The organism is Rhizorhabdus histidinilytica, from assembly GCF_900167915.1.
GTDB lineage: Bacteria > Pseudomonadota > Alphaproteobacteria > Sphingomonadales > Sphingomonadaceae > Rhizorhabdus > Rhizorhabdus histidinilytica.
On record NZ_FUYM01000015.1, the window covers coordinates 19087 to 44045 of the forward strand.

22 protein-coding genes are annotated in these 24959 nt (G+C 67.8%); 7 read left to right on the forward strand and 15 right to left on the reverse strand.

The features are described 5' to 3' along the window. Positions 1 to 2 precede the first annotated feature (2 nt). The 5 genes from B5X82_RS22940 to B5X82_RS22960 all read right to left on the reverse strand — a co-directional run bounded on the left by B5X82_RS22940 (position 3) and on the right by B5X82_RS22960 (position 7454). Positions 3 to 1559: a GMC family oxidoreductase gene (locus B5X82_RS22940; RefSeq protein WP_079650769.1), complete on the reverse strand. Its 1557-nt coding sequence runs from the start codon at positions 1557 to 1559 to the stop codon at positions 3 to 5. Further along, a complete protein-coding gene (locus tag B5X82_RS22945; protein WP_079650675.1) occupies positions 1556 to 2065 on the reverse strand; it encodes a hypothetical protein in 510 nt (169 codons plus the stop codon). The genes B5X82_RS22940 and B5X82_RS22945 overlap by 4 nt, the downstream gene beginning before the upstream one ends. A gap of 17 nt (positions 2066 to 2082) precedes the next feature. After that, positions 2083 to 4368 carry a TonB-dependent receptor gene (locus B5X82_RS22950; protein WP_079650676.1) on the reverse strand — a complete coding sequence of 762 codons (2286 nt, stop codon included), beginning with the start codon at positions 4366 to 4368 and terminating at the stop codon, positions 2083 to 2085. Positions 4369 to 4671: 303 nt separating this feature from the next. Then, positions 4672 to 5943 carry an amidase family protein gene (locus tag B5X82_RS22955; RefSeq protein ID WP_377266540.1) on the reverse strand — a complete coding sequence of 424 codons (1272 nt, stop codon included), beginning with the start codon at positions 5941 to 5943 and terminating at the stop codon, positions 4672 to 4674. Positions 5944 to 5948: 5 nt separating this feature from the next. Then, positions 5949 to 7454 (reverse strand): aldehyde dehydrogenase family protein, encoded by a 1506-nt coding sequence (locus B5X82_RS22960; RefSeq protein WP_079650678.1) that lies wholly within the window; start codon positions 7452 to 7454, stop codon positions 5949 to 5951. 226 nt (positions 7455 to 7680) lie between these two features. Here B5X82_RS22960 and B5X82_RS22965 point away from each other — a divergent pair, with 226 nt between their 5' ends. Further along, positions 7681 to 8673 (forward strand): AraC family transcriptional regulator, encoded by a 993-nt coding sequence (locus B5X82_RS22965; protein WP_079650679.1) that lies wholly within the window; start codon positions 7681 to 7683, stop codon positions 8671 to 8673. A gap of 147 nt (positions 8674 to 8820) precedes the next feature. Here B5X82_RS22965 and B5X82_RS22975 read toward each other — a convergent pair whose 3' ends face one another. From B5X82_RS22975 to B5X82_RS22985, 3 genes are read right to left on the reverse strand one after another with little or no spacing between them, the layout of a single operon-like run. Continuing rightward, positions 8821 to 10176: an FAD-binding oxidoreductase gene (locus B5X82_RS22975; protein ID WP_079650681.1), complete on the reverse strand. Its 1356-nt coding sequence runs from the start codon at positions 10174 to 10176 to the stop codon at positions 8821 to 8823. Next, positions 10173 to 11174, reverse strand: coding sequence for a 3-hydroxybutyryl-CoA dehydrogenase (locus B5X82_RS22980; protein ID WP_139385158.1), 1002 nt, complete (start codon positions 11172 to 11174; stop codon positions 10173 to 10175). Before B5X82_RS22980 ends, B5X82_RS22975 begins: the two co-directional genes overlap by 4 nt. Beyond that, entirely contained in the window at positions 11161 to 12243 is a 1083-nt protein-coding gene (locus B5X82_RS22985) for an NAD/NADP octopine/nopaline dehydrogenase family protein (protein WP_079650682.1), read from the reverse strand. The genes B5X82_RS22980 and B5X82_RS22985 overlap by 14 nt, the downstream gene beginning before the upstream one ends. 248 nt (positions 12244 to 12491) lie before the next feature. On the opposite strand from B5X82_RS22985, the gene B5X82_RS22990 reads away from it, so the two are divergent. The 5 genes from B5X82_RS22990 to B5X82_RS23010 all read left to right on the forward strand — a co-directional run bounded on the left by B5X82_RS22990 (position 12492) and on the right by B5X82_RS23010 (position 16748). Next, the gene (locus B5X82_RS22990) at positions 12492 to 13805 is read left to right on the forward strand and encodes a spinster family MFS transporter (RefSeq protein ID WP_079650683.1); all 1314 of its coding nucleotides are present in this window, start codon (positions 12492 to 12494) and stop codon (positions 13803 to 13805) included. 111 nt (positions 13806 to 13916) lie between these two features. Beyond that, positions 13917 to 15077: an acyl-CoA dehydrogenase family protein gene (locus B5X82_RS22995; RefSeq protein ID WP_079650684.1), complete on the forward strand. Its 1161-nt coding sequence runs from the start codon at positions 13917 to 13919 to the stop codon at positions 15075 to 15077. Between the two features lie 19 nt (positions 15078 to 15096). Then, complete coding sequence (locus B5X82_RS23000) at positions 15097 to 15456, forward strand: hypothetical protein (protein ID WP_079650686.1); 360 nt, start codon at positions 15097 to 15099, stop codon at positions 15454 to 15456. Continuing rightward, on the forward strand, positions 15453 to 16208 hold the full coding sequence (locus B5X82_RS23005; RefSeq protein WP_079650687.1) for an SDR family NAD(P)-dependent oxidoreductase: 756 nt from the start codon (positions 15453 to 15455) through the stop codon (positions 16206 to 16208). Before B5X82_RS23000 ends, B5X82_RS23005 begins: the two co-directional genes overlap by 4 nt. Positions 16209 to 16274: 66 nt before the next feature. Then, positions 16275 to 16748, forward strand: coding sequence for a MarR family winged helix-turn-helix transcriptional regulator (locus B5X82_RS23010; protein ID WP_079650689.1), 474 nt, complete (start codon positions 16275 to 16277; stop codon positions 16746 to 16748). 292 nt (positions 16749 to 17040) lie between these two features. Here B5X82_RS23010 and B5X82_RS23015 read toward each other — a convergent pair whose 3' ends face one another. Genes B5X82_RS23015 through B5X82_RS23035 form a run of 5 tightly spaced genes read right to left on the reverse strand, consistent with a single transcriptional unit; the run spans position 17041 to position 21299 of the window. Beyond that, complete coding sequence (locus tag B5X82_RS23015; RefSeq protein WP_079650691.1) at positions 17041 to 17832, reverse strand: 2-keto-4-pentenoate hydratase; 792 nt, start codon at positions 17830 to 17832, stop codon at positions 17041 to 17043. A 56-nt stretch (positions 17833 to 17888) separates the two neighbouring features. After that, positions 17889 to 18404: an aromatic-ring-hydroxylating dioxygenase subunit beta gene (locus tag B5X82_RS23020; RefSeq protein WP_079650693.1), complete on the reverse strand. Its 516-nt coding sequence runs from the start codon at positions 18402 to 18404 to the stop codon at positions 17889 to 17891. Continuing rightward, positions 18401 to 19654: an aromatic ring-hydroxylating oxygenase subunit alpha gene (locus B5X82_RS23025; RefSeq protein ID WP_176152683.1), complete on the reverse strand. Its 1254-nt coding sequence runs from the start codon at positions 19652 to 19654 to the stop codon at positions 18401 to 18403. Before B5X82_RS23025 ends, B5X82_RS23020 begins: the two co-directional genes overlap by 4 nt. Continuing rightward, positions 19651 to 20190: a nuclear transport factor 2 family protein gene (locus tag B5X82_RS23030; RefSeq protein WP_079650698.1), complete on the reverse strand. Its 540-nt coding sequence runs from the start codon at positions 20188 to 20190 to the stop codon at positions 19651 to 19653. The genes B5X82_RS23025 and B5X82_RS23030 overlap by 4 nt, the downstream gene beginning before the upstream one ends. Further along, positions 20187 to 21299 carry an amidase gene (locus B5X82_RS23035; RefSeq protein ID WP_235862778.1) on the reverse strand — a complete coding sequence of 371 codons (1113 nt, stop codon included), beginning with the start codon at positions 21297 to 21299 and terminating at the stop codon, positions 20187 to 20189. Before B5X82_RS23035 ends, B5X82_RS23030 begins: the two co-directional genes overlap by 4 nt. 115 nt (positions 21300 to 21414) lie before the next feature. Between B5X82_RS23035 and B5X82_RS23040 the strand changes: the two genes are divergently transcribed. Next, positions 21415 to 21891 carry a MarR family winged helix-turn-helix transcriptional regulator gene (locus tag B5X82_RS23040; RefSeq protein ID WP_079650702.1) on the forward strand — a complete coding sequence of 159 codons (477 nt, stop codon included), beginning with the start codon at positions 21415 to 21417 and terminating at the stop codon, positions 21889 to 21891. A 208-nt stretch (positions 21892 to 22099) separates the two neighbouring features. Here B5X82_RS23040 and paaZ read toward each other — a convergent pair whose 3' ends face one another. Continuing rightward, entirely contained in the window at positions 22100 to 24127 is a 2028-nt protein-coding gene (paaZ, locus tag B5X82_RS23045; protein ID WP_079650704.1) for a phenylacetic acid degradation bifunctional protein PaaZ, read from the reverse strand. 25 nt (positions 24128 to 24152) lie between these two features. Then, positions 24153 to 24944 carry a 2-(1,2-epoxy-1,2-dihydrophenyl)acetyl-CoA isomerase PaaG gene (gene paaG, locus B5X82_RS23050; protein ID WP_079650705.1) on the reverse strand — a complete coding sequence of 264 codons (792 nt, stop codon included), beginning with the start codon at positions 24942 to 24944 and terminating at the stop codon, positions 24153 to 24155. Between the last annotated feature and the right edge of the window lie 15 nt (positions 24945 to 24959).

A 24959-nucleotide genomic window follows, 5' to 3' on the forward strand; every position in this document is an offset into this window, starting at 1 on the left:
GATCAGAGCCGGCCCGCCCGTATCTCGCCGTCGATATGCTCGGCCTGGCGCAGGGCGAGCGCGACGATCGTCAGCGTCGGGTTGCAGCCCGCCGCGGTCGGGAACAGGCTGCCGTCCGAGACGAACAGATTCGCGACGTCGTGGGTGCGGCCATAGGGGGTGCAGACGCTGGCCTTGGCATCGGTGCCCATCCGTGCCGTGCCCATATTGTGGGTGGCGGGGATGAAGTCGCCCATCTCGACGATCTTCTCGGCGCCCAGCGCCTCGTAGATCCTGCGGCCGACCTTCCACGCATAGGTCTTCATCGCGATCGTGTTGGGGTGGTCCTCATAATGGACCACCGGCACCGGCAGGCCGTAGCCGTCGCGCTCGGTCGGATGGAGGGTGATGCCGTTCGAGAGCTGCGGCGGGTCCTCGCCGGTCAGCAGCAGGCCGGCGAGATGGTCATATTTGTCGAGCACCGAGGTCAGGTCCTCGCCCCAGCCGCCGATCATCATGTTCTTCGCCAGTATCTCCGGCGTGAAGGGAACGGTGCTGATCAGGAAGCCGCCCACGAAACCCCGCTCGGGCTTGTGGATCCGTTCGTCGCGGACGACGCCGGCGAGGTGGGTCTGGCGGTGGAAGTTCACCTTGCCCGGCATCACCCCCATCACCTGGATGGTGAAGTGGCGCATATAGTTGCGGCCGACGAGGCCGCTGCTGTTGGCGAGGCCGTTGGGGAAGCGCTCGCTGCGGTTGTTGAGCAGCAGGCGGGTCGTCTCGACGACGTTGCCGGCGACCGAGACGGCGCGGCACTTCTGGGTGACGCTCCGGCCCTTGCTCAGATAGGTGACGCTCTCGACCCGGCCGTCGGCGCCGAGGTTGACCCCGGTGACCATAGATTCCGGGCGCAGCTCGAACCGGCCGGTCGCCTCGGCCTTCGGGATCTCGGTATAGAGGGTCGACCATTTGGCGCCGACCGCGCAGCCCGAGGTGCAGAAGCCGAGCTGCTGGCACGGCGGCCGGTCGTCGCGCGGGACCGAGTTGATCGCCATGTTGTGCGTGTCGATGTCGGTATAGCCGCACATCCGCGCGCCCGCCTCGAGCACCTTGGTGTTGTTGCCCGCCGGCAGGAAGGGCAGCCCGTGCTTGCCGGTCACGCCCATGCGGACCTCGGCCTTGTCGTACCAGGGCGCGATCTCTTCCGGCGTCACCGGCCAGTCGACCAGCGTCGTGTCCGGCAGCGGGCCGTAGGTCGACAGCGCCCGCATTTCATAAGGCTCGATGCGCGGGCAGGCGCCGGTCCAGTGCATGGTGGTGCCGCCCACCGTCTTGCAGTTCCAGACCGGGAAATTGGGATCGGGCTTGCCGGTCGCCATGCGGCGGTCGAGCCAGGTGAGCTTCTCGAACATCACAGCCTCGTCGTTGACCACGTCGGTCAGCGACAGGCGCGGGCCCGCCTCCAGGCAGACGACCTTGTGGCCCTTCTGCGCCAGCTCGTTCGACAGCGTGCCGCCGCCGGCGCCCGATCCGATGACGACGAAGACCGAGGAGTCGTTCAGGTTGAAGCGCGCGGTCATGCCCGCGCCCCCGCCCTGGGCAGCCAATCGATGTCGTCGAAGCCGCGATCGTGATAGCCGCCATATTCGAGCGACGAGCCCTCATAGCCGACCATCTTCCAGACCGATCGGTCGCGGTAGATCAGCTCCGCGCCGCGCCAGAGGATCGCCTTGAAGAAGGGTTCCTGGTCGATCTTCTCGACCAGGCCCTTCTGGATCACCGCCGGCAGGTCGGCGAAGGGGGCGATGTGGCTGCCGTCGAGCAGCGCCAGGCCCCGGTCGTGCTCGGCGATCGCGGCGGGCTTCGCCGCGACCTCCTTGAGATAGGTTTCCGCGACGCCCCGGTAGAAGTCCGGCGTCAGCCGGCCATGCGGAAAGGCGACCCGCAGCAGCGCGGCGGTGGCAGCCGCGCCCCTGTCGACCGCCGCCACGGTGGCCCCGATCGCCCTGCCGCAGGCGAACGGGATGGTGGCCGCAAGGGCGATGCTGCGCACCGCCCCCCGCCGCGTCATGGAAACGCTGGTCATCGTCAGTTCCCGGTCGATCAGAGGGAGAAGCCGGCCTTCACATAATATTGCCGGCCGCGATCATAGGCCTGCATGAAGAAGCCGAAGGACGGCTGGTAATCGCCGAACGTGCGGAACTTCTTGTCGGCGATGTTGTCGACGCCGAAGGTCAGCGAGAAGGTCTTGCTGTCGCTCTGCCAGCGGACGTTGCCGTTGAAGACGCTGTAGCCCGGCTGGTAGAGTTCGGGGTTGTTGATGCCGTTGGCGTTGGTGAAGAAGCCCGACCGGTACGACCAGTCGACATGCGGCGTGAGCGAGCCGTTGTCGCCCAGGCCGATCTCCTTCTCGCCCGACGCGCTGACCGTCCATTTCGAGACGTAGACGAACTTGGAGTCGAGGGTCAGCCCCTGGACGCCGGCGTCGAGCTGCTTGAACTTGGCGTCGGTCAGGCCGACCGCCGCGTTCAGCCGCCAGCCGTCGCCCGGCGCGAAGTTGGTCTCCAGCTCGAAGCCCTGGATGCGCGCCTTGCCGGCATTGGTGATGAACGGCCCGACCCGCGTCGCGTCCGCCACCAGAAGCTGCATGTCCTTGTAATCGGTGTAGAAGGCGGCACCATTCAGGCGCAGGCGATTGTCGAGCGCCATCAGCTTGAAGCCGGCTTCGTAGGAGTCGACCGTCTCGGGCTTGAAGCTCGGCAGGCTCGGCTCGGGCGGGAAGATGCGCTGGGTGTAGCCGCCGCTCTTGAAGCCCTGCGAATAGGTCGCATAGAGCATGAAGTCGCGGGTCGCCTGGTAGGACAGGTTGACCATCGGCGTCCATTTGTTGACGTCGGCCTTGACCGTCTGGAGCGGCACGATGCGGGTGCCCGGCGGGATCACCAGGAACGGCGCCAGCGTCGACTTCACGAACTGGTCGGGCAGATAGTCCTTGCGGTCCTGCGTGTAGCGCAGGCCGCCGGTCAGGGTCAGCTTGTCGGTGAGCTTGTAGCCGAGCTGCGCGAAGGCCGCCCAGTTCTTGTAGTCGTAGTAGCCGCCCGATTCCGCCGACACGACGAGGAAGTCGATCGAGTTGAGGTCCTTGCCCTTCTCCTTGAAGAAGTAGAGGCCGGTGACCCAGTTGAGCCGGTCGTCGAGCGCCTTGCCGGTGAACTGGAATTCCTGGCTGAACTGCTTCTGGGTGAAGTCGTCATAGACATGGTTGATCGGCAGGTTCGATCCGTCGCGGTCCTGCGCGAAGGTGCCGTTGATGCGGCGGATCGCGGTGATCGACTTGATCTGCATCTCGTCGGTCAGGTCGTAGGACGCGGTGAGCGACGCCGACCACAGCTCGAGGTCCGAGAAGGTCCGCCCCGTCGAATAGTTGCTGTCCTTCGAATAGAGGCGCTGGTTGTAGCATTGCGTGTTCCCGACCGCCGCCGCGGTCAGGCAGTCGGCCGGATTGCCGAAACCGCTCGCGATGAAGTTCTGCAGCGTCACGAAGCTGCCGGTCGCGGTCGGATCGATGCCCGAGATGGTGACCGGGGCGCCGTTGCTCTTGTCGCGGGTATAGTCGCCGGCGATCGTCGCCTCGAACCGGCTGTCGATCGGCGCGATGCGCAGCGCGCCGCGGATCATCTTGGTATCCTGGTTGCCCAGCTTCTTGCCGAGCCCCGGCGCGTTGACATAGCCGTCCTGCGAGAAGAGGCCGCCGCTGACCTTCGCGTAGATGCCCTCCGCGATCGGGCCGCTGACCATGCCGCGGACGTTGATCCGGTCGTCGGTGCCATATTTGATGTCGGCCTTCAGCTTGAACTCGTCGCTCGGCTGGACCGTGGTCAGGTTGATCGCACCGCCGATCGTGTTGCGGCCGAACAGCGTGCCCTGCGGGCCGCGCAACACCTCGACCGAGTTGACGTCGATCAGGTCGAACACGCCGCCGGCGGTGCGGCCGAGATAGACGCCGTCGATATAGATGCCGACGCCCGGTTCGACGGTCGGCGCGAAGTCGTTCTGGCCGATGCCGCGGATGTAGACGGCCGCGTTCGACGCGATGCCGCTGTTCGACGGGATGTTGGCGAAGGTCAGGTTCGGGGTGAAGTCCTGGATGCGGTTGACCTGGGTGATGCCCTGGGCCTCGAGCCGGTCGCCCGAGAAGGCGGTGATCGAGATCGGCGTGCTCTGCAGGTTCTCGGTCTGGCGGCGGGCGGTGACGGTGATCACCTCCAGCTCATTCTCGCCCTCGGTCGAGGCACCCTGCGCGAGCGCCTCCTGGCTGACGCCGCACAGCGCGGCGGCGATCATCGCCGAGGACAGGAGGCGGCGCTTGATCCAAGCTGTAGAAATCATGACATTCCCCTTTCGCAATTGACGGGCCCTGCGAACTCGCGCCGGTCTATGCCGGGCTACGATGGGGAAGGTCTCAATTCGGGCGGCCGCCGACTATCCAGTATCCGCAGCCGATGTGCGTCATTGGTACGAAACGGTTGGCGAGAAATGGATGACCGGAGGGTGTGACATTTCCGCCGATGACGGTTTCATCCGACGTCATGCCGGCGAGGCCGGCATCCCGGGCGTCTCCTGCCTCGACCTGACCTCCCTATCTCCCAAGATCCCGGCCTCCGCCGGGATGACCTGTCTGGGGGACGGGAATCAGCCCACCAACAACGACCGGGCGAAGGCGAGCAGTGCCGCATCGGCGTGGCGCGCGCCGGTCAGCATCATGCCGATCGGCATCCCCTGCCCGTCCGTGCCCGACGGCAGGCTGATCGACGGCAGGCCGGCCATGCTGTCGGGCCGGGTGAAGCGGGTGATGGTCGGGAAGGTCGGCGCCGGCCGGCCGTTGAGCGACAGCTCGGGCCCGGTATCGATCGCCGGCGCGACCAGCGGCGCGGTCGGCAGCAGGATATGATCGACGCCGCCGGCGAAGATCGCGGCATAGGCGGCGCGCAGTGCCGGCCAGTCATGGCCGATCGCCTGCGCATAATGCGCGGCAGTGACGGTCGCGCCGTCCGACGCGAGCCCGAGCAGATGCGCGACGTCGGGGCTGGCGACCGCCGCGACCAGCTCCTCGAACGAGCGACCGGCGAGATCGGGCGCGATCGCGCGCAGCGTCTCGTGCGTCTGGTAGAGCGCGATCGGGAAGCCGCAAGCCTCGTCGAGCGCGTTGACCTGCGCGAGGTCGACGGTGACGACGCGATGCCCGGCCGCCTCGATCCGCGCCATCATCGCGCCATAGGCATCGGCGACAGCCGGCTCCAGCTCGCCCAGGTCGTCGTCCGAGGCGATGCCGATGGTGCGCCGGCCGACCGCCGCATCGGCGGGGATTCCGCCCGCGAGCATCGCGTCGGCCCATACTATCCAGCGCAGCTCGCGCGCCATCAGGCCGATCGTGTCGCGGCTTGGCGACAGGCCGATCAGCCCGTCCGAGGGATAGCGGCCCATCGAAGGGCGGAAGCCGATCACGCCGCAGAAGCTTGCCGGAATCCGCGCCGAGCCGCCGGTGTCGGTGACCAGCGAGAGATCGCCGAGGCCGACCGCCAGCGCCGCGGCCGACCCGCCGCTCGATCCGCCCGCCGCGCGCGCCGGATCGTGCGGATTGGCGATCGCACCGGTCCAGCCATTGGCGCCGGTGACGCCGAAGGCGAGCTCGTGGAGCGTCGTCTTGATCGGCAGGACCGCCCCCCTCTCGCGCAGCAGCCGCACGGCGGTCGCGTCGCGATCCGCGCGGACGTCGGCGAAACCCGGCGAACCGGCCGTCCATTGCAGACCGGCGACGGCGATATTGTCCTTCACGAGCACCAGGGGCGCGCTCCCTTCCGGAAGCGCGCCCCTGGCCGCGATGGCGTCGCGATCGACCGCGGCGAGGGCGTTGAGCGCCGTCGCCCGGTCGATCAGACGTTCGAGTGTCGCTTGGTCGACGATGGCTCTTACCCCAGTGCGATGGTGACCGACTTGCTCTCGGTGTAGAGGTCGCGCGCGACATGGCCAAGCTCGCGGCCATAGCCCGACATCTTGTAGCCGCCGAACGGCACCGCCGGATCGAGAAGGTTGTGGCAGTTCACCCAGACGGTTCCGGCCTTGAGCTTGCGGACCATGCGGTTGGCGAGCGAGAGGTTGTTGGTCCAGACGCTGGCGCCGAGGCCGTAGCTGCTATCGTTCGCCATCGCGGTCGCGGCCTCGAGGTCGTCGAACGGCGTCGCGGCGAGCACCGGGCCGAAAATCTCCTCGCGGTAGATCGTCATGTCGGGGCGGACGTCGGCGAACACCGCCGGACGGAAGAAGAAGCCCGCGCCGTCGACCGCCTTGCCGCCCGCGATCAGACGACCGCCCTGTTCCTGGCCGAGGTCGAGGAAGCCCTGGACCCGCTCACGCTGCTTGGCCGAGACCAGCGGACCCATCTGCGACGACGGATCGAAACCCGATCCGAGGGTGAAGCCTTCGGCGACCTGCGCGAGGCCCTCCATCACCGCATCGTAGATCGGGCGCTCGACGAACAGGCGCGAACCGGCAGTGCAGACCTGGCCATGGTTGAAGAACACCGCCTGCGCGGCGCCCTGGACGGCCATGCCGATATCGGCGTCCTTGAGGATCACGACCGGCGACTTGCCGCCCAGTTCGAGCGAGATGCGCTTCATCGAGTCGGCCGCGCGGCGCTGGATGATCTGGCCGACCTCGGTCGATCCGGTGAAGGCGATCTTGTCGACATCGGGATGATCGACGAGCGCCGCGCCCGGCTCGGCATCGCCGGTGACGATGTTCACGACGCCATCGGGGAAGCCCGCCTCGCAGATCAGCTGGCCGAGGCGCAGCGCGGTCAGCGGGGTGTCCTCGGCCGGCTTGAGCACGACGGTGCAGCCCGCCGCGATCGCCGGGGCGATCTTCCACACCGCCATCACCAGCGGGAAGTTCCACGGGATGATCTGTCCGACCACGCCGACCGGCTCGCGCAGCGTCTGCGACGTGAACTGCATGTCGGGGATATAGGCGAAGGACGGGTTGATCGTGGTACCCTCGATCTTCGTCGCCCAGCCCGCCATGTAGCGCAGCGAGTCGATCGCGATGTTGAGGTCGCCATGGCGCGCCATCATCAGCAGCTTGCCGTTGTCGATCGTCTCCAGCTCGGCGAACTCGTCGGCATGCTGTTCCAGCAGATCGGCGAGCTTGAGCAGCAGCCGCTCGCGCTGGACCGGGCGGAACGCCGCCCAGCTGCCCTCGAACGCCCGGCGCGCGGCCTTGACGGCGCGATCGACGTCACCCGCGGTGCCGGCGGGGACAGTGGTGACGGGAAGGCCGGTCGCAGGATCGGTGACGGTGATCGTACGGCCCGACTCGGACCCGACCCACTGGCCGTCGATCAGCATCTGTCCCGGCGCCGAAACGAAGGCGCGGGCGCCCGCCCCGAGCTTGCCCTTCTGGTCGATGACGTCCGACATTTCCACTCCTCAAGCCTTGCAAAAAGATGCCGCAGCTAAGCGTCGAGGCGGACGAGCCGCTATCCGCAATGCGAAGCAGCCATCCGCATCTCGCACCCTAACAAAAGGGGGCCGGGGCCACCGCTTGACATTTCAACTAATTTGGATTGTCCTTTCCGTCCCGGCCGGCCTAGCCTCAGAACCGGCCTGAGCCGGCCACTGCCCGTACGGTGGGAGGAGGTGCGATATGCTGACCCTGGCACGAGACGACCCTCATACGGCGACGCGTGATTTCCAGTCGAACGATCCGGGCGAGATCATCGACTATGTCGGCAAGACGCTGGCCCCGCACCGGATGGACATGGGCGATCCGTCGCGCATGTCGGCGAAGCTGAGCTGCATCGGAGTTGCGCCGACCCAGATCGTCGACATCCAGTACGGCACCGACGTCTGGATCGACCCCGGCGAACTCGACGCGCATTTCCTGGTCCATGCATCGATCGAGGGGACGAGCGAGGTCTGGGCCGGCGGATCGGAAGGGTCGATCCGCCCCGACAACCTGCATATCAGCTCGCCCGGCGCGCCGATCCGCATTCACATGACGCCGGCCTGCCGGCACCTGACCGTGCGGATCGCCCGGTCGGCCTTCGAGGAGTATCTGACGCGGGTCATGAACATCCCGGCGAACCGGCCGCTGGTATTCTATCCGGGCCGCGAATGCGGACGCGAGCTGCCGGTCGTATGGCGAAACCTGCTCAACCATCTGATCGACCAGACGACGCACGGTCCGATGCTGATGTCGAACAACCGGACGCAGCGTCAATATTCCATGCTGATGATCGAACTGCTGCTGAGCAACTATTGCAACAGCTATTCGGACCAGATCGCGCTTTACGGCAACGATATCTCTCCCTGGCACGTCCGCCGCGCCCGCGACATCATCCACGCCTCGTTCGACGACAGCATCTCGGTCACCGATCTCGCCAACCAGGTGGGAGTGAGCGTCCGCAGCCTGCAGAACGGCTTTCGCCAGTTCCTGGGGCTGACGCCGGTCGAATATGTCCGCCGGCACCGGCTGGAGAAGCTCCACAGCGCGCTGATGGACGCCAGTCCCGAGGCGAGCGTGACCGAGCTGATGCTCGAATGCGGCATCGTCAATTTCGGCCGCTACGCGCAATATTACCGGCACCAATATGGCTCCCGCCCGTCGGAGACGCTGCGCAGCAGAAGGCCGTGCTGATCTAATTCCTCCCTATGCGCAGCATGGGGAGGGGGACCATGCGTAGCATGGTGGAGGGGGTTGGCGCGCAGCGCCAGCTTCGCTGTCGCACCCCTCCACCGCCTACGGCGGTCCCCCTCCCCATCTGCGATGGGGAGGATTTGCCGGTTAGAACACCCGCCCCCGGTTCAATATCCCCTTGGGGTCGAGCGCCGCTCTGATCGTCCGCATCATCGCGATCTCCGCGACGCTGCGGCTGTGGCCGAGCCAGGCGCGCTTCAGGATGCCGATGCCGTGTTCGGCCGACACCGACCCACCGGCCGCGCGCACCGCGTCGTAGACGATCGCCTCCGCCACCGGCCGCTGCGCCTCCTCGGCCAGTTCGAGCGCGAGGTGAAGGTTGCCGTCGGCGATATGGCCGAAGCAGATCGGCCGGCTGCCCGGCACCTCCCTGGCCAGCCGCGCGCGCAGCTCGGTGACGAGGCCGCCAATCGCGCCGATCGGTGCGCTGACGTCGAAGGGCTCGACGATCGCCATCGCCCCGACCAGTTCGCCGACCGCGTCGCGGAAGCGCCAGAAGCGCTGATGGTCGCGCTCCGACCGGGCGACCAGCGCGTCGCGCACCGTACCGTCGGCGAAGCTCTCCTCCAGTGCCACCGGCAGCGCCTCGTCGTCGCCGCTCTCGGTCTCGACGAGGACGACCAGTTCGTGCGCCGCGTCGAACGGATAACCCTGGCCGCTGGCGACGCAGGCGGCGCCGAAGAAATCGCTCCACATCAGCTCATAGGCCGAGAGTTGCCCCGGCATCGCCCGTTCGAGCCGCGCCAGCAGCCGTACGGCCGCCGCATAATCGGCAACGGCGCACAGCGCGGTCTGCCGCCCGATCGCGGGCGGGCGCAGCCGCAGCACCGCGCGGGTGACGATCCCCAGCGTCCCTTCCGATCCGATGAAGAATTGCTTCAGGTCATAGCCGGTGTTGTTCTTCAGCATCGCGCCGAGCGACGAGATGATCGTGCCGTCGGCGAGCACCGCCTCCAGCCCCAGCACCTGCTCGCGCATCATGCCGTAGCGCAGCACCTGCGTGCCGCCGGCATTGGTCGCGATCATCCCGCCGACCGTGCAGCTTCCGCGCGCGCCGATGTCGACCGCCAGCCGCCACCCCGCATCGGCCGCCGCCTGCTGCGCGACCTCCAGCACGCAACCCGCGCCGACCGTCATCAACCCGGCATCGGTGTCGATCGCCTCGATCGCGGCCATGCGTTCGAGCGACAGGATCAGCTCGCCGTCGCGCGGCAGGCCGCCGCGCGTCATGCCGGTGCGGCCGCCCTGGACGACGACCGGCTGGCCAGCGGCATGGCAGTAGCGCAGCACCGCCGCGACCTGATCGACATTGCCGGGGCGGACCAGCCCGACGGGCCGCCCCGCCTCGCCGCCGGTCTCGTCGTCGAGATAGCGCGGCTCGACCGCATCGGGCCCGAAGGCGTTGCCGGCGCCGACGATGGCGGCGAGCGCGTCGACGATCATCGCTCCCCGCTATCGGCGAATTTCGGCATCAGGTCGCGCTGGCGCAGCAGCGCGACGAAATCGGCGAGCCTCCCGCTGCGATAGGCGCCGACGTCGACGCCATCATAGTCGTAGAAACCCGCCCCGTCGCGCAAGCCCCGCCGCGCCTGCGCCATGTTCTCGCCGATGATCGCGGGAGCAGCGAAGCGCCCAGCGTCGACTGCCTCCGACAGGAAGGCGCTGGCGTGGTGGAGGATATCGCCCCCGCCCCAGTCGATGAATTCGAGCAGACCGAGCACCGCGAAGCGCAGCCCGAAGCCGACCCGGATCGCGGTGTCGATGTCCTCGGGCGAGGCGACGCCCTCCTCCGCCATCCGCGCGGCCTCGTTCATCGCCAGCGCCTGGATGCGCGGCACGATATAGCCTGGCGAGGTGCGGCAGGTGACCGGTACCTTGCCGATCGCGGTCAGGATCTCCCGGAGCCGCGCCAGCACCTCAGGCGCGGTGTCGGCCGAGGGCGACACCTCGACGAGCGGCATCAGATAGGCGGGGTTGAGCCAGTGCGCGTTGAGGAAGCGCTGCGGCCCCTTCACCAGCGGCGCGAGCGTGTCGGCGTCGATCGTCGAGGTGGTCGAGGCGATGATCGCGTCGTCGCGGGCATGCTCGCCGACGAAGGCGAAGCATAGGCGCTTGGCGTCGACCGTCTCGGGAACCCCTTCGAACAGCAGGTCGCACGCCGCGATCGCCGCCGGCGCGGCTTCGCGGCCGGCGAAGCTCACACGGTCGAGCGCGGCGGCGACCGCCCGATCGTCCATCGCGCCGACCGACTTCAGGAAAGCGAAATCCTGTCCGATTTCGTGCATCGCCTCCGCCGCGAGCCGTCCGGCGGCTTCGGCGTCACGTGGCTTGACGTCGATCAGGACGACCGCGTGGCCGGCCAGGGCGAAGGCGACGGCGATGCCGCGCCCCATCCGCCCGGCGCCGACCGCGCCGATCCGGAGCGCCTCAGATGCCATCATGCAGGAAGTCCTTCATCGCGTTGCGATCGAGCGTGTCGAGCCCGAGGCTTTCGAGCGTGCGGCCGGCGGCATAGAGATCCTCGCCGGTGATCGCCGACGCCATGGCGAGCAGGCCGGACGCGACCGGGGTCTCGACGCCCAGCCAGCGGCCGATCGACACCAGCATCGACAGGCCGAGCGCGGTGTCCTCGCGCATGTAGCGATGGGTCTTGAGATCGATCTTCTCGCGCCAGTCGCCACTGTCGGTGAGCTTCTCGTGCGCGGCGTTGCCGTACATCCACTCGTCGCCATCGAGCGTGTAATGATCGGCAAGCGGGAAGTGCGGCGCGCGATAGCCGAGCGCCTCGCGCAGCGCGATCCGTTCATTGTCGAGCGCGGTGGTGACCGCGCGGATCGACGGCTGGGTGCCTTCGTTGTGGATGTCCCAGGCCGGGAAATATTCGAGCGGCCCGGCGTTCATCAGGATCAGCGGCGGATGGATGATCGGTCCGGCGTTCATCAGCCCGCCCGACAGTCCGTCCTCGATCCGCTCGATCGCCGGATAGACCTGTTCGAGCAGCCCGAAGGCATGGCCGGCGTTGCGCGCCGGGAATACGCCGGTCGGCAGCCGGGTGGCATAGGCGCTGACGACGATCTCGGCCGGGCCATGCTTGCGCACCAGATAGGGCAAGGTGCCTGTCTCCGCAAAACTGACGTCGGCGCTGTTACCGGCGGCGCGCGCCGCCTGCGCGAACAGGATCGAGCCGAGCGTGCCCGGCGGCAGAAACGCGACTTGTCCGTCGCGCCAATGGGGGGCGCAGGCAGCAGCCAGGTCCTCATGGGTGTCGGCCGGCAGCGGGATCACGACGACCTCGGCCGAGCCGATCGCCTCCTCCAGCGACAGCGTCGGGTGCGCGATCGCGACCTCGCGGTCGCCCCTGGAGTCCCGGATGCGGATGCTGCGCCTCTCCAGCACCGGCGCGAACGCCTCGGCGCCGCGGCGCCAGAACCAGACTTCGTGCCCCTTCTCGCTCAGCTCAACCGCCGCCGCGTAGCAGCCATGTCCCCCGCCCAATACCGCGACACGCATTCCCGAATTCTCCCATTGGATCGAAATCTGCCAGCATTGTGCCGGACGCGGCCGGCACCACTATACGCTATCGGCAGGGATGATCCGCAATCTGCAGCAATGTCGCGGCGCCCTTTCCGGCGAGGATTGACAGGCGATGGCGGGAGGGGCCCTCATCACCGCACGGATGGCCTATCTTTATTGCCATTTCACGTGACATATAATCCACCCACCCGCGGAGTCGAACGGCGGGCAGCGAGGAGCCAGGGATGCAACCAGACGAACGACGGGGATGGTATGTCGTCATCCTGTGCATGACGGCCTATATCTTCTCGTTCATCGACCGGCAGATCCTCGCCCTGCTGATCGCCCCGATCCAGGCAGACCTCGGCATCACCGATACCCAGTTCGGCCTGCTCCACGGCCTCGCCTTCTCGCTGTTCTACGCGACGATGGGCATTCCGGTCGCCAGCCTGTCGGACCGCGCCTCGCGCCCGCTCATCATCGCCATCGGCGTCGCCTTCTGGAGCGCGGCGACGATGGCCTGCGGGCTGGCGCGCAGCTTCCTGTCGCTGTTCCTCGCGCGGATCTGCGTCGGCGCCGGCGAAGCGGCGCTCTCCCCCGCCACCTATTCGCTGATCAGCAACCTCTTCCCGCGCGAGAAGCTGGGCCGCGCTGTCGCCGTCTATTCGCTGGGTTCCTTCCTCGGTTCGGGCATCGCCTTCCTCGCAGGCAGTGCGGTGATCGCGATGGTCAGTGGAACCGACAGCATCACTTTCGCCGGGGTCGCCTTCCGGCCGTGGCAACTGGTCTTCCTGATCGTCGGCGCGCCGGGCCTGCTGCTCGCCGCCATCATCTTCCTGACGGTGCGCGAACCGCTGCCGCCCGCCGCCCGCACCGGCACAACCGACCACCCCTCGTTCACTGCGGTGATCGCCTTCCTTGCACGCGAGCGAGCGATCTTCGTGCCGCACATTCTGGGCTACACCTTCGCGGCGATGGCGCTCTTCTCGCTGCTCGGCTGGTCACCGGCCTATCTGATGCGTGTCCATGGGCTCGATCCCGCCACCGCGGGGCTTTGGCTCGGCATCGTCAGTATCGTCGCCGGCGGTGGCGGCGTCCTCGCCAGCGGCTGGATCATGGATCGGCTCGGAAGTGGCGGTGTCGCCGACTCGCCGTTCCGTACGGGTATCATCGGCGCGCTGGGCACCATGCTGCCTGCCGCCGCCCTGCCCTTCGCGCCGAATTTCGGAACGGGCATGGCATTGCTCGCGGTCGCGCTGTTCTTCGCCTCCTTCCCGATGCCGCCCTCGACCGCCGTCATGCAGATCGTCGCGCCGGCCGCGATGCGGTCGCGCGTCGCGGCGATCTTCCTGTGCAGCAATTCGCTGATCGGCCTGACGCTCGGATCGCTGTTCGTCGGCCTGCTCAACGACCATGTGTTCAGCGGCCCGGCGGCGGTCGGCAGTTCGCTGGGCATCGTCGTCGCCGGCGCCTCGATCGCCGCGGCGGGGCTGCTGGCGCGGGGATGCCGGCCCTATGCGCGCACGCTCGCGGATCGGCCCGCCCATGCCGCGGCCTGAGCGGGAAGCGGCATTTTCCCCTTCCGGGGGACGCCATAAATTAGTTGCCTTTTCAAGTGATATGTTTAGCATTGGCGGGAAGGACAATCCCACCAGCCAGGAGCACGCGGCATGGACGCCAAGGAGCAAGTGAAGCCCGAACCGAGCGACCGGACGGCCGCGCTGGAAACGCTGCTGTCGGCGGCGCGCGCGCGGCGCGACGAGTTCAACGCCAACCAGCAGATCAGCGCCGACGTCGTCGAGATGATGAAGGCGGCCGGGGTCTATCGTGCGATGGTCGCCAAGCGCTTTGGCGGCGACGAAAAGTCCCCTGCCGAATTCCTGCGCCTGATCGAGACGATCTCGCAGGCCGACGGCTCGACCGGCTGGGTCGCCAGCTTCGGCTTCTCGGCGGTCTATCTGTCGGCGCTGCCGATCGAAACGCTCGAGGCGATGTATGCCAACGGTCCCGACGTGGTCTTCGCCGGCGGCATCTTCCCGCCGCAGAAGGCGGTGCCGGTCGAAGGCGGGCTCGAAGTGTCGGGCCGCTGGAGCTGGGGCAGCGGCTGCACCGGTGCGGAGGTCATCGGCGTCGGCATCAAGGTCGAGGGCGGCGGCCCCACCGGCGGCCTGCCGCTGATCGCGGTGACCCCGGCCAAGAACGTCCAGATCGTCCCCAACTGGGACGTCATCGGCATGCGCGGCACCGGCAGTCACGACATGGTGCTCGACAAGGTCGTCGTGCCCGAGGCGTGGACCTTCGTGCGCGGCGGCAAGTCGAGCCTCGACACCCCGCTCTACCGCTATCCGTCGATGCCGCTCGCGGCGCAGGTGCTGGCGGTGGTCGGGCTCGGCATCGCACGCAGCGCACTGGACCAGATGACCGCCCTCGCCGGCGGGCGGACCTCGATCACCGGCCAGCCCACCCTGGCCGACCGCCCCTATGTGCAGACCGATATCGCCAAGGCGGAGGCGGCGCTGCGCTCGGCTCGCGCCTTCTTCTACGAGATCACCGAGGAAGCCTATGCGACGCTGGTCGCGGGCGACGAGCTGAGTATCGAGACCCGCGCCCTGCTCCGCCTCGCCTCGACCAACGCCGCGCGCGTCGGCGCCGACATCACCCTCGACATCTACCGCATGGCCGGCACGACCGGCGTCTTCGCCAATCACTGGATCGCGCAACTGATGCAGGATGCGCAGGTCATCCCGCAACACGCCTTCCTGGCCGACACCACCTGGCAGAATGCCGGCAAGGTGCTGCTGGGCCTCGAATCCCCTCCCGGATATCCCTGAACTGGAAAGGACGACCCTCATGACCACCGAGAAACAGCGCCTTCGCGTCCTCTTCTGCGGCGCCGTGCTGCAGAATTTCTTCGATCTTCCCGCCGGCGACATCGGCAAGGTGTGGGCGGCGACCGGCGAGATGCTGAAGGGCATCCGCGACCTGCCGGGCGTCGAGATCCTGGGCACTATCGACGACGACCAGACGATGGTCGGTACCTCGCCGACCGGCTGGCCCTGGACCTTCTACATCCTCGCCGAGGTTCCCGATCGCGAGACCGCCGTCGCGGCCTGCAACCTGTTCCGCACCATCGAGGTCGGCGAGTATCGCCTGTGGAAATATATGCGGGTCGAGGCGCGGATCGGCCGTGAGCTGGTGATCCCGGCATGACGCAGGGCAGCGGCGGCGACGTCGTCCTCGTCACCGGCGGCGCGAGCGGCCTGGGCGCGGCGATCGCACGCGGAATGCATGAGCGCGGCTTCCGCGTGGGCATCGGCGATCTCGACGCCGCCGCCGCCGCGGCGCTGGCCGCCGAGCTCGACCCGAGTGGGGCGACCGCCATCGGTATCGCCCTCGACGTGCGCGAGCAGTCCTCGTTCGAGGCTGCGCGCGACACGCTGGTGGCGCGCTGGGGATCGGTCGAAGGGCTGGTCAACAACGCCGCCGCCACCGCCGCCAAGCCGGTACTCGACATCACCCCCGACGAGTTCGACGCGGTGATGGCGGTCAACGCGCGCGGCACCTTCGTCGGGTCGCAGGTGTTCGGCCGTGTGTTCAAGGCGCAGGGCTATGGCCGCATCGTCAACCTCGCCTCGCTCGCGGGGCAGAATGGCGGGACGGCGACAGGCGCGCATTATGCCGCGTCCAAAGGCGCGATCCTGACGCTCACCAAGGTGTTCGCGCGCGATCTGGCCGCCTTCGGCGTCACCGCCAACGCGATCGCGCCGGGGCCGCTCGATTCGCCGATGGTTCACCGCACCATCTCCGAAGAGGCAATGCCTCGCTTCCTGGAGAATATCCCGGTTCGCCAGCTCGGCACGCCGGCGTTCATCGCCGACATCGTCGCGCGCCTGTGCGCCCGCGACGCCGGTTTCGTGACCGGTGCCACCTGGGACATCAACGGCGGCCTCTTCATGCGCTGATCCGGGAGGCCGGCGACGATGAAAACGGGCTTGCGCCGTCGGCAAAAGGGGGAGAGAGCGACGAGCATGATGGACAACGCCCTGCGTGACAGCCCTCCCCCCGACGCGACGGGGTTCGACCCGCATGACTGGCCGTTCTTCTGGATGACGCAGGCGGTCGGCCGCTACCTTCAGCGGCTCGAGACGGCGCTCAAGCGGGTCGAGCTCGACGTGTCGCGCTGGCGGGTGCTGATGTGCCTCAAGGATGGTCAGGCGACGAGCGTGAGCGAGATCGCCGAGCTGGCGATCGTCAAGCTGCCGACCATGACCAAGATCGTGCAGCGGATGCAGGCCGACGGCCTCGTCACCTGCGAAGCGCGAGCGTCGGACGGTCGGGTGACCGAAGTGTCGCTGACCGAACGCGGCCTCGCCGCGCGGCAGGAGGCCTGGACGATCGCCAACAAGCTCTACGTCCAGGCGTTCCGCACCATCGCGGCCGACGACAAGCAACGCCTCAACCGGCTGATGGAATCGATCTTCAACAATCTCAGCGAGTGGTGATCACGGCCTGATCGTCATCCCGGACCTGATCCGGGATTCAGAAACGCAGCGTTGGAACAGGAAGCGCGGCGTTGCGTCTCTAAGCATCGAGCGTTGTATCCGATGCAACCACTTCCGCTCACCCTGAGGAGGCATTGAGCGCAGTCGAAATGCCATCTCGAAGGGCTATGCGAGGCTCAAAAATCCTTCGACTGGGCCTTCGCCAAGCTCAGGCCCTGCTCAGGACGAGCGGATCAGATATAATGCTCGATGCTCCGGATGCTAAATCACGTTCAGCATGACGGGTTGGGCGTCAGCCCTGGTGAGCCGCCTTGACCACGGTGCAGGCGATCGCGCCGAAGTCGCCGAAGTCGGCGGTGCAGCGCTGGCCGATCCGGACGGCGTGGACGCCGGTGATCGCGCCGGTCGAGATCAGGTCGCCCTTGCGGATCGGCCGGCCCATGCGTGCCGTGCGGGCGAGCGCGAAGGCGAACGCCGCGATCGGGGTGCCGGGGATCGCACTGGCCGGCGCCTGTCCCGCCACCGTGCCATCGATCGTGGTGATACAGCGGATCGCATCGAACGACAGCGCGCGCCAGTTGGCGATCTCAGCCCCGAGGACCAGGCCGTTATTGCCGCCGAAGCTGGCGATCGTGGTGAGCGGGCCAAGGTCGTTGGCCGCCGCGAACGGGCCGCCAGCCACTTCGACCGCGATGTGCATCGCGCCCGCCAGATCGGCCGCCTCATCGGCGGTCCAGTCGGTCTTGCCGGCCGGCGCATCGCCCGAGGCGACGATCACCAGCTCGGCCTCGAACGCCGAGAAGCCGTTCTCGATCGCGGCGAAGTCGTTGGTCGCACCGGCGCTCAGGATGGTGGCGGCGAACATCGGGCCGACGAAGCGGTCCTCGCCAAGCGTCTCGACCAGCGGCGGGGCGATCCGGCCGACCTTCCAGCCGGCGATCCGATCGGGCCATTGCCCGATCTCCGCGAGCTGAACGGCATAGGCCTGGTCGAGATCGGCCGGCAGCGCGCCGGGATAATCGGAAAAACCGCTGGCGGCCCTGCGGGCCTCGACGAAACGCGCCGCTTGTCGTTCGATGCTCATCGACCTCGCCTGAATGGTGAGACGCTTCGGACCGGCCGGCCCGAAGCGTTCAAGGGTTACAGAAGATAGCCGATACCATGCTGGTAATCGTCGCAATTTACCAGCGTGACGATCTTCCGGTCGAGCTTCAGCCCGTCGGCGGTCGAGACGATGCGATAGACGACGTCGGCCGCCATGGTGCGCATCCGCTCATATTTATACTCGACCATGATCATCGCCGCGCGCAGCGTGATCGCGCCGTCCTCGACCGCGACCGGCACGAAGCGCGAGACGGTGCGGACCGTGCGCGCCGGCGGTGCCGACGACATCGAGAAACCCGACAGCAGCCGCTTGACGCGCGCCTGACGCATCTCGGCATCGTCGTTGACGATGTTGAGCCGGTCATCATAGTCGCTGACGTCGCGCTCGGTCGGAACGATGTAGCGGCCATTCTCGGTCCAGAGCGGCAGCCATGCCTTGTAGTCGAGCCGGTCGAGCATGTCGGCCTCGGCCCAGACGAACTGGATCGCGTCCTGCAGCGACGGCGCGGCCGCCGCCTCGGAACGGTTCAGGGGTTCAGCGATCGTGCTCACGCGGTCATCATCCTTTTCCACATCTGATAGGCGGCGCGCATGCCGGTCTCGGCGCTGACGTCACCGGCATTATGCCCCGGCGCGGCGACGCCCTCCGGCGCGTCGACACCGCGATTGACCATGATCCACAGGTCCTGGCCCGCGCGCGCGCCGCGCTGGACACGCTCCCAGCCCTCGGCATCGTCGGGGGTGCCGAAGCCCATCGGGCCCTGGAAATGCTCGTGCAGGCGCAGCCGCATGCGGTTCGCCGCATCCGGACCGCCGTCCATGCCGATCGCAACGTGCATGATCTCGGTCTCGTTGACCTCGATCGGGCGCAGCACGCGGAAGAAGGCCATCGAGCAGGCGACGTTGGGGAACAGGTTCAGGTTGAAGCCCGAACCGCCGACGGCGCGGACGACGCGGCGCACCTGCTCGTCGGGCATACCCTCGGCCGCCAGCTCCTTCGCCAGCTCCTCGAAGCGCTGCGGGATCGGCGCGTCGAGATTCTCCTCGAGGTCGATCAGGTCGGGGATCATGACCATCACGCTGTGGCCGTTGCCCAGGTCCTCGACCCAGCCGCCATGCGCCAGCACCTGGAAGACGTTCTCCGCCTCCGGGTCGAGCGAGTCGAGGAAGGTCTTGTGGACGATCGGGAAGTGATAGGCGTCGGTGGTGTTCTCGAGCTGGATCTTCCAGTTGCCCGGGAAGCGGAAGCGATGCTCGCCCAGCGTCTTCACGCCGTAGCCGCCGCCCTGTTTCATGAACAGGTCGATCCACTTCTTCGCCGGGCCGAGGAAGTCGACCAGCGGCTGGATGTCGTCCTTGAAGGTGGCGAAGATCATCCCGTTATATTCTTCGGTGCGCAGCGACACGAGGCTATAGTCGGCGGTGTCGAGACCCTCGCCATAGCCGTTGATGTGCGGCACCTTGCGGAGCGTGCCGTCGACGTCGTAGCTCCAGCCATGATAGGGGCAGACGAAGACGCTGGCCTTGCCCTTGCGCTTCTCGCACACGCTGGCGGCGCGGTGGCGGCAGCGGTTGAGCAGGGTGTGGATCTTGCCCTGCTTGTCGCGGGTCACGATCACCGGCTCGCGGCCGACCCAGGAGGTCTTGAAGGTGTTGCCGGCGGGCACGTCGCTGGCGTGCGCGACCCAGACCCAGGTGCTCTTGAAGATCCGGTCCATCTCCTCCTCGAAGATGGCCTCGTCGGTATACATCGGCGTCAGGACACGATCGTCCCGCACCAGGGTGGCGAAGTCTGTGCTCATGATGGCTCCTTTGACGCAACGTCAGGGACGGAGATGGGTGCGGCGTCGGACCAATGGTCGACATCGCGGGCGAAAAGATTCTCGGTGACGAAATGGGATATCCGCCAGGCGCCGTCCTCGACCGCGCAGCGGATCGTCAGCGCGGCCGAGCGGAGGTCCGACCGGCCGTCGCGATAGGTCGAGGTCTGCAGCATCGACCATTGGCCGACCGCCGCTGCGGGCCCCTCGATCGTGATCGTCTCGGTCGACAGGAAATGCGCGTTCATCGCGAAATGCGCGACCGGCACGGCATAGCTGCCGAGCATTGCGACGATCGCGTCGCGGCCCTCGTGACGGCCGAACGCCTTGCGGTAGCGGCCCCGCCCTTCCCACAGCGCGTCGCGGGTGAAGCACAGGCCGAGCTCGTCGAGCGGCGTGTCGGGACCCAGCGTGTCGCAGAGCCGGAAATAGCGCATCACGACGGCGCGCACCTCGCGCTCGGCGCGCAGGTCGGCCAGCTCGGCGCGGAGCGCGGCGATCTCCTGTTCGATCGTCATGCCGCGAGGCCTTGCTCGACGCGCGCGCCGACTGCGCAGAGCGTCTCGTCGTCGTTGCGGCGGCCGACGAGCTGGATCGCGACCGGTCGCCCGGCGAGCGGGATCGCCAGCGCCGGATGGCCCGAGACGTTGAACGGCCGGATCAGCGAGGTCAGGCGCAGCATCCGCGCAGCATCGCCGAGGTCGTCGAGCGCGGGCGGCAGCGCCGGCAGGGCCGGCAACGCCAGCGCGTCGACCCCAGCCAGTGCCTGATCAACCGCCGCGATGAAGCGGGTGCGCATCTTCTCGGCCTCGGCCAGTTGGGCGGCCGAGACCTTGCTTGCACCGAGCAGCCGGGCACGGACGTCGGCGCCGATTCGGGGATCCTCGACGAGGTCGCCGAAGGTCGACCAGGCCTCGGCCGCCATGATCGTGATGCCCGCCTCGAACGCCTGGTCGAGGCCCGGCAGGTCGACAGGAACGATCTCCGCCCCGCTGCGCCGCAGCTCGGCGAGGACGGCCTCGGCGATCTCGGCGTCGGCCGAGCTTTCCACCCAGCCGATCCGCACCGACGCCGGACGGCCGGCGGGGACGAAGGTCGGGTCGATCAGCGCCATCGCCGTCTCGATCCCCGCCACGTCACGCGCGAAGGGGCCGACGCAGTCCAGGCTCGAATCGGCCGGAATGCAGCCCTCGCGGCTGACCCGGCCGAAGCTGGGCTTCAGCCCGAACACGCCGCAGCAGGTGGCGGGCATGCGGATCGAGCCGCCGGTGTCGGTGCCGATCGCGATCTCGGCGAGCCCCGCCGCGACCGCCGCCGCCGATCCGCTCGACGAGCCGCCGGGGATCAGCTTGGGAAAATTGGGATTGATCGGGGTGCCGAGCCAGCGGTTCACGCCGGTCACGCCATAGGCGAACTCGTGCATGTTGGTCTTGCCGACGATGCGCGCGCCGCCCGCGATCAGCGCGGCGACCACCGCTGCGTGCGCGGCCGCCGGCGGCGCTTCGGACAGCGCCTCGCTGCCGACGCTGGTGCGCTTGCCGGCGATGTCGATGCAATCCTTGACCGCCACCGTCGGACCGGTGCCGCCAAGCTCGAATCGTTCGACGAAGATGTTGTCCGACGTCACCCTCAGCCCCTCAACTTGAATATTCAACCTATCCATAGCATGCCGCGTTGAATATTCAACCAGATTGTCGCCGCCGCGCCGGCCGGGTAGAGAGGAACGGCGAACGGAGAAGCGAATGACCGCGAAGCATGACAAGAAGGCCCCAGCCCGCAACGAGCGGTTCAACTATCGGAGCTGGCCCTTCTACTGGATCGCCCGGGCGAGCGGGCGCTATCGCGGCCGGATGGAGGAGATGCTGCGCGACACCGCGCTCGACATGCCGCGCTGGCGGGTGCTGATGACGCTCCACCAGGACCGGGTCGCGAGCGTCAGCGAGATCGCCGCGCATTCGAGCGAGAAGCTGCCGACGATGACGCGGATCATCCAACGGATGGAAGCCGACGGTCTCGTCCGCCGTCGCCCCCGTCCGGGCCGCGAGCATGTGATGGAGGTGGTGCTGACCGACGCGGGCGAGCTCGCCGGCAACGAGGCCTGGGCGCGCGCCGATTCGATCTACGGCCAGGCCTTCGCCGGGATGACCGACGCCGAGCTGGAGCAGCTCACTGGCCTGCTCCAGCGGGTCGCGGAGAATCTGAAGGCGTCGGGGGAGTGATGCCCGCTACGCAAACGAAACGGTCATGCTGAAACATGCTCAGCATGACGGCATTTGGAGCTGCGAGCTAATTATCTGACCCGCTCATCCTGAGGAGCCATTTCGACTACGCTCAATGCTTCCTCAGGGCGAGCGGGGACCTTTGAGCCAGACTCTCAGGATGTGCGGAAATAGGTGCACCAAACTAAACGTCCGATGCCTTAAAGCCTCAGATCGCGTTCATCGTCAGCAGGTCGTAGGTCGCGACCAGCTCATCGGCGGAGTCGGTGACCGAGACCGCCCAGCGGACCTCGCCATATTCCTCGTTGCGCTGGGTCTTGCTCTTGACGGTCAGCGCGACCTTGATCGCCTCGCCAGGCGACACCGGCTTGACGAAGCGCAGCCCTTCCAGGCCGTAATTGGCGAGCACGGGGCCCGGCGCCGGATCGACGAACAGGCCGGCCGCGAACGACAGGATCAGATAGCCGTGCGCCACCCGGCCCGGGAAGAAAGGATTGGCCGCGGCCGCCTCCTCATCCATGTGGGCGTAGAAGGTGTCGCCGGTGAAATGAGCGAAGTGCTCGATATCGTCGAGCGTGATGGTGCGCGGCGCGGTGCGCAGCGTATAGCCGATCTGCAGCTCGCCGAAGCGCTGGCGGAACGGGTGGACCTCGCCCTCCGGCTGCGGCGCGCCGGCCAGCCAGCGGCCCGCGACGATGCTCAGGCTGCGCGGATGACCCTGGAGCGCGCTGCGCTGCATATAATGCTTCACGCCACGGACGCCGCCCATCTCCTCGCCGCCGCCGGCGCGGCCGGGGCCGCCATGGATCAGCATCGGCAGCGGCGAACCGTGGCCGGTCGATTCCTTGGCGCTGTCGCGGTCCAGGATGACGATGCGGCCATGATAGGCGGCGGCGCCGATCACGAACTGGCGCGCGACCTGCGGATCATAGGTGAACAGCGACACCGCGAGCGAGCCGAGGCCGCGATTGGCCAGCGCGATCGCGTCGTCGAAATCCTTGTACGGCATCAGCGTCGAGACCGGGCCGAACGCCTCGACGTCGTGGACCAGCTTCGCCGTCCAGGGATCGTCGCGGCGGAACAGCAGCGGCGAGACGAAGGCGCCCTTGCCCGCCTCGGCGCCCTGGACTTCGACCGTGTCGATATCGCCGAAGACGAGCTTCGCCTCGGTGGCCAGCTCCCTTGCCTTCGCACGAACGTCGTTGAGCTGGGTGATGCCGGCGAGCGGGCCCATGGTGACCCCCTCCTGCGCCGGATCGCCGACCACGACCTTGCCGAGCCGGGCCTTCAATGCTTCCTCGGCGGCGTCGAGCCACTGGGCGGGGACGAAGGCGCGGCGGATCGCGGTGCACTTCTGCCCCGCCTTCACCGTCATCTCGCGTGCGACCTCCTTGACGAACAGGTCGAACTCGGGGGTTCCCGGCGCGGCGTCGGGGCCCAGGATCGAGGCGTTGAGCGAATCCCGCTCGGCCACGAAGCGCACCGATTCCCGCGCGATGACGGGGTGCGACTGCAGCTTCATCGCGGTCGCCGCCGATCCGGTGAAGGAGACGACGTCCTGGCAGGTCAGATGGTCGAGCAGGTCGCCGACGCCGCCGACGATGAGCTGCAGCGCGCCGGCCGGCAGCACGTCCGCCTCGATCATGATGCGGACGGCATGCTCAGTGACGTGGCAGGTCGCGGTGCCCGGCTTGACGATCGCCGGCACGCCCGCGAGCAGCGTCGGCCCGAGCTTCTCGAGCATGCCCCAGACCGGGAAGTTGAAGGCGTTGATGTGGACCGCGACGCCCTGCAGCGAGGTGTAGACGTGCTGGCCGACGAAGGTGCCGTTCTTGCCGATCGGCTCGAGGTCGCCGTCGGTCAGGACGACGTCGTCGGGCAGCTCGCGGCGGCCGCGCGAGGACATGGTGAACAGCGTGCCGGCGCCGCCCTCGATGTCGATCCAGCTGTCGACGCGGGTCGCGCCGGTCGAGGCGGAAAGCGCGTAGAGCTCCTCCTTGCGGGCCATGATCGCCTGCGCCAGCGCCTTGAGCATGCGGGCGCGTGCGTGGAAGGTCATCTGCCGCAGCGCCGGACCGCCGACATCACGCGCATGGCGCAGCATGCCCGCGAAATCGAGCCCCGCACTACCCGCCTGGGCGACCGGCGAACCGTCGATCGCCGACAGCACCGGCAGCTTCTCGGTGGTGCTCGCCACCCACTGGTCGGCGGCATAGTTGTTGAGCGTCTTGGTCATGGCTTCCTCGATCTGGGAACGGGCGTCAGCGCCCGGTGAATTTGGGGGCCCGCTTCTCGGTGAAGGCACTCACGCCCTCGCGATAATCGTCGCTATAGCCCAGCTCGCGCATCCACCGGCCCTCGATGGCGAGCTCCTCTTCGAGGGTCTTGATCATCGAGCCGCGGATCAGATGCTTGGTCGCGGCGAGGCCGCGCGTCGGGCCGCTGGCGAATTTGCGGGCGAGCTTCATGCTCTCCTCGGCCAGCACCGCGTCGTCGACGCACTTCCAGATCAGTCCCCATTGCTCGGCCGTCTCGGCCGGCAGCGGATCGCCGGTCATGGCGAGGCCCAGCGCGCGCGCCTGGCCGACCAGGCGCGGCAGCACCCAGGTGCCACCCGAGTCGGGGATCAGGCCGATATTGGCGAAGGACTGAATGAACTTGGCGCTGCGCGCAGCGAACACGATGTCGCAGGCGAAGGCGATGTTGGCGCCCGCGCCCGCCGCGACGCCGTTGACCGCGCAGATCACCGGCTTGTCCATCGTCGCGAGGCGAGTGACCAGCGGCGCATAATATTTCTCGACCGAGGCGCCGAGGTCGACCGCCTCACCGCCCGGCGCCACCGCGCGGTCACCGAGGTCCTGCCCGGCACAGAAGCCGCGGCCCGCCCCGGTGAGCAGCATCGCGCGAATCGCCGCGTCGCCTTCGATCGTGTCGAGCGCCGAGGCGACCTCCTCGTGCATCTTCACGGTGAAGCTGTTCAGCCGATCGGGGCGATTCAGCGTCAGGCGGGCGACGCCGTCCTCGACGGCGAGCTCAATCGTTTCATAGGCCATAGGCGATCCTCGACT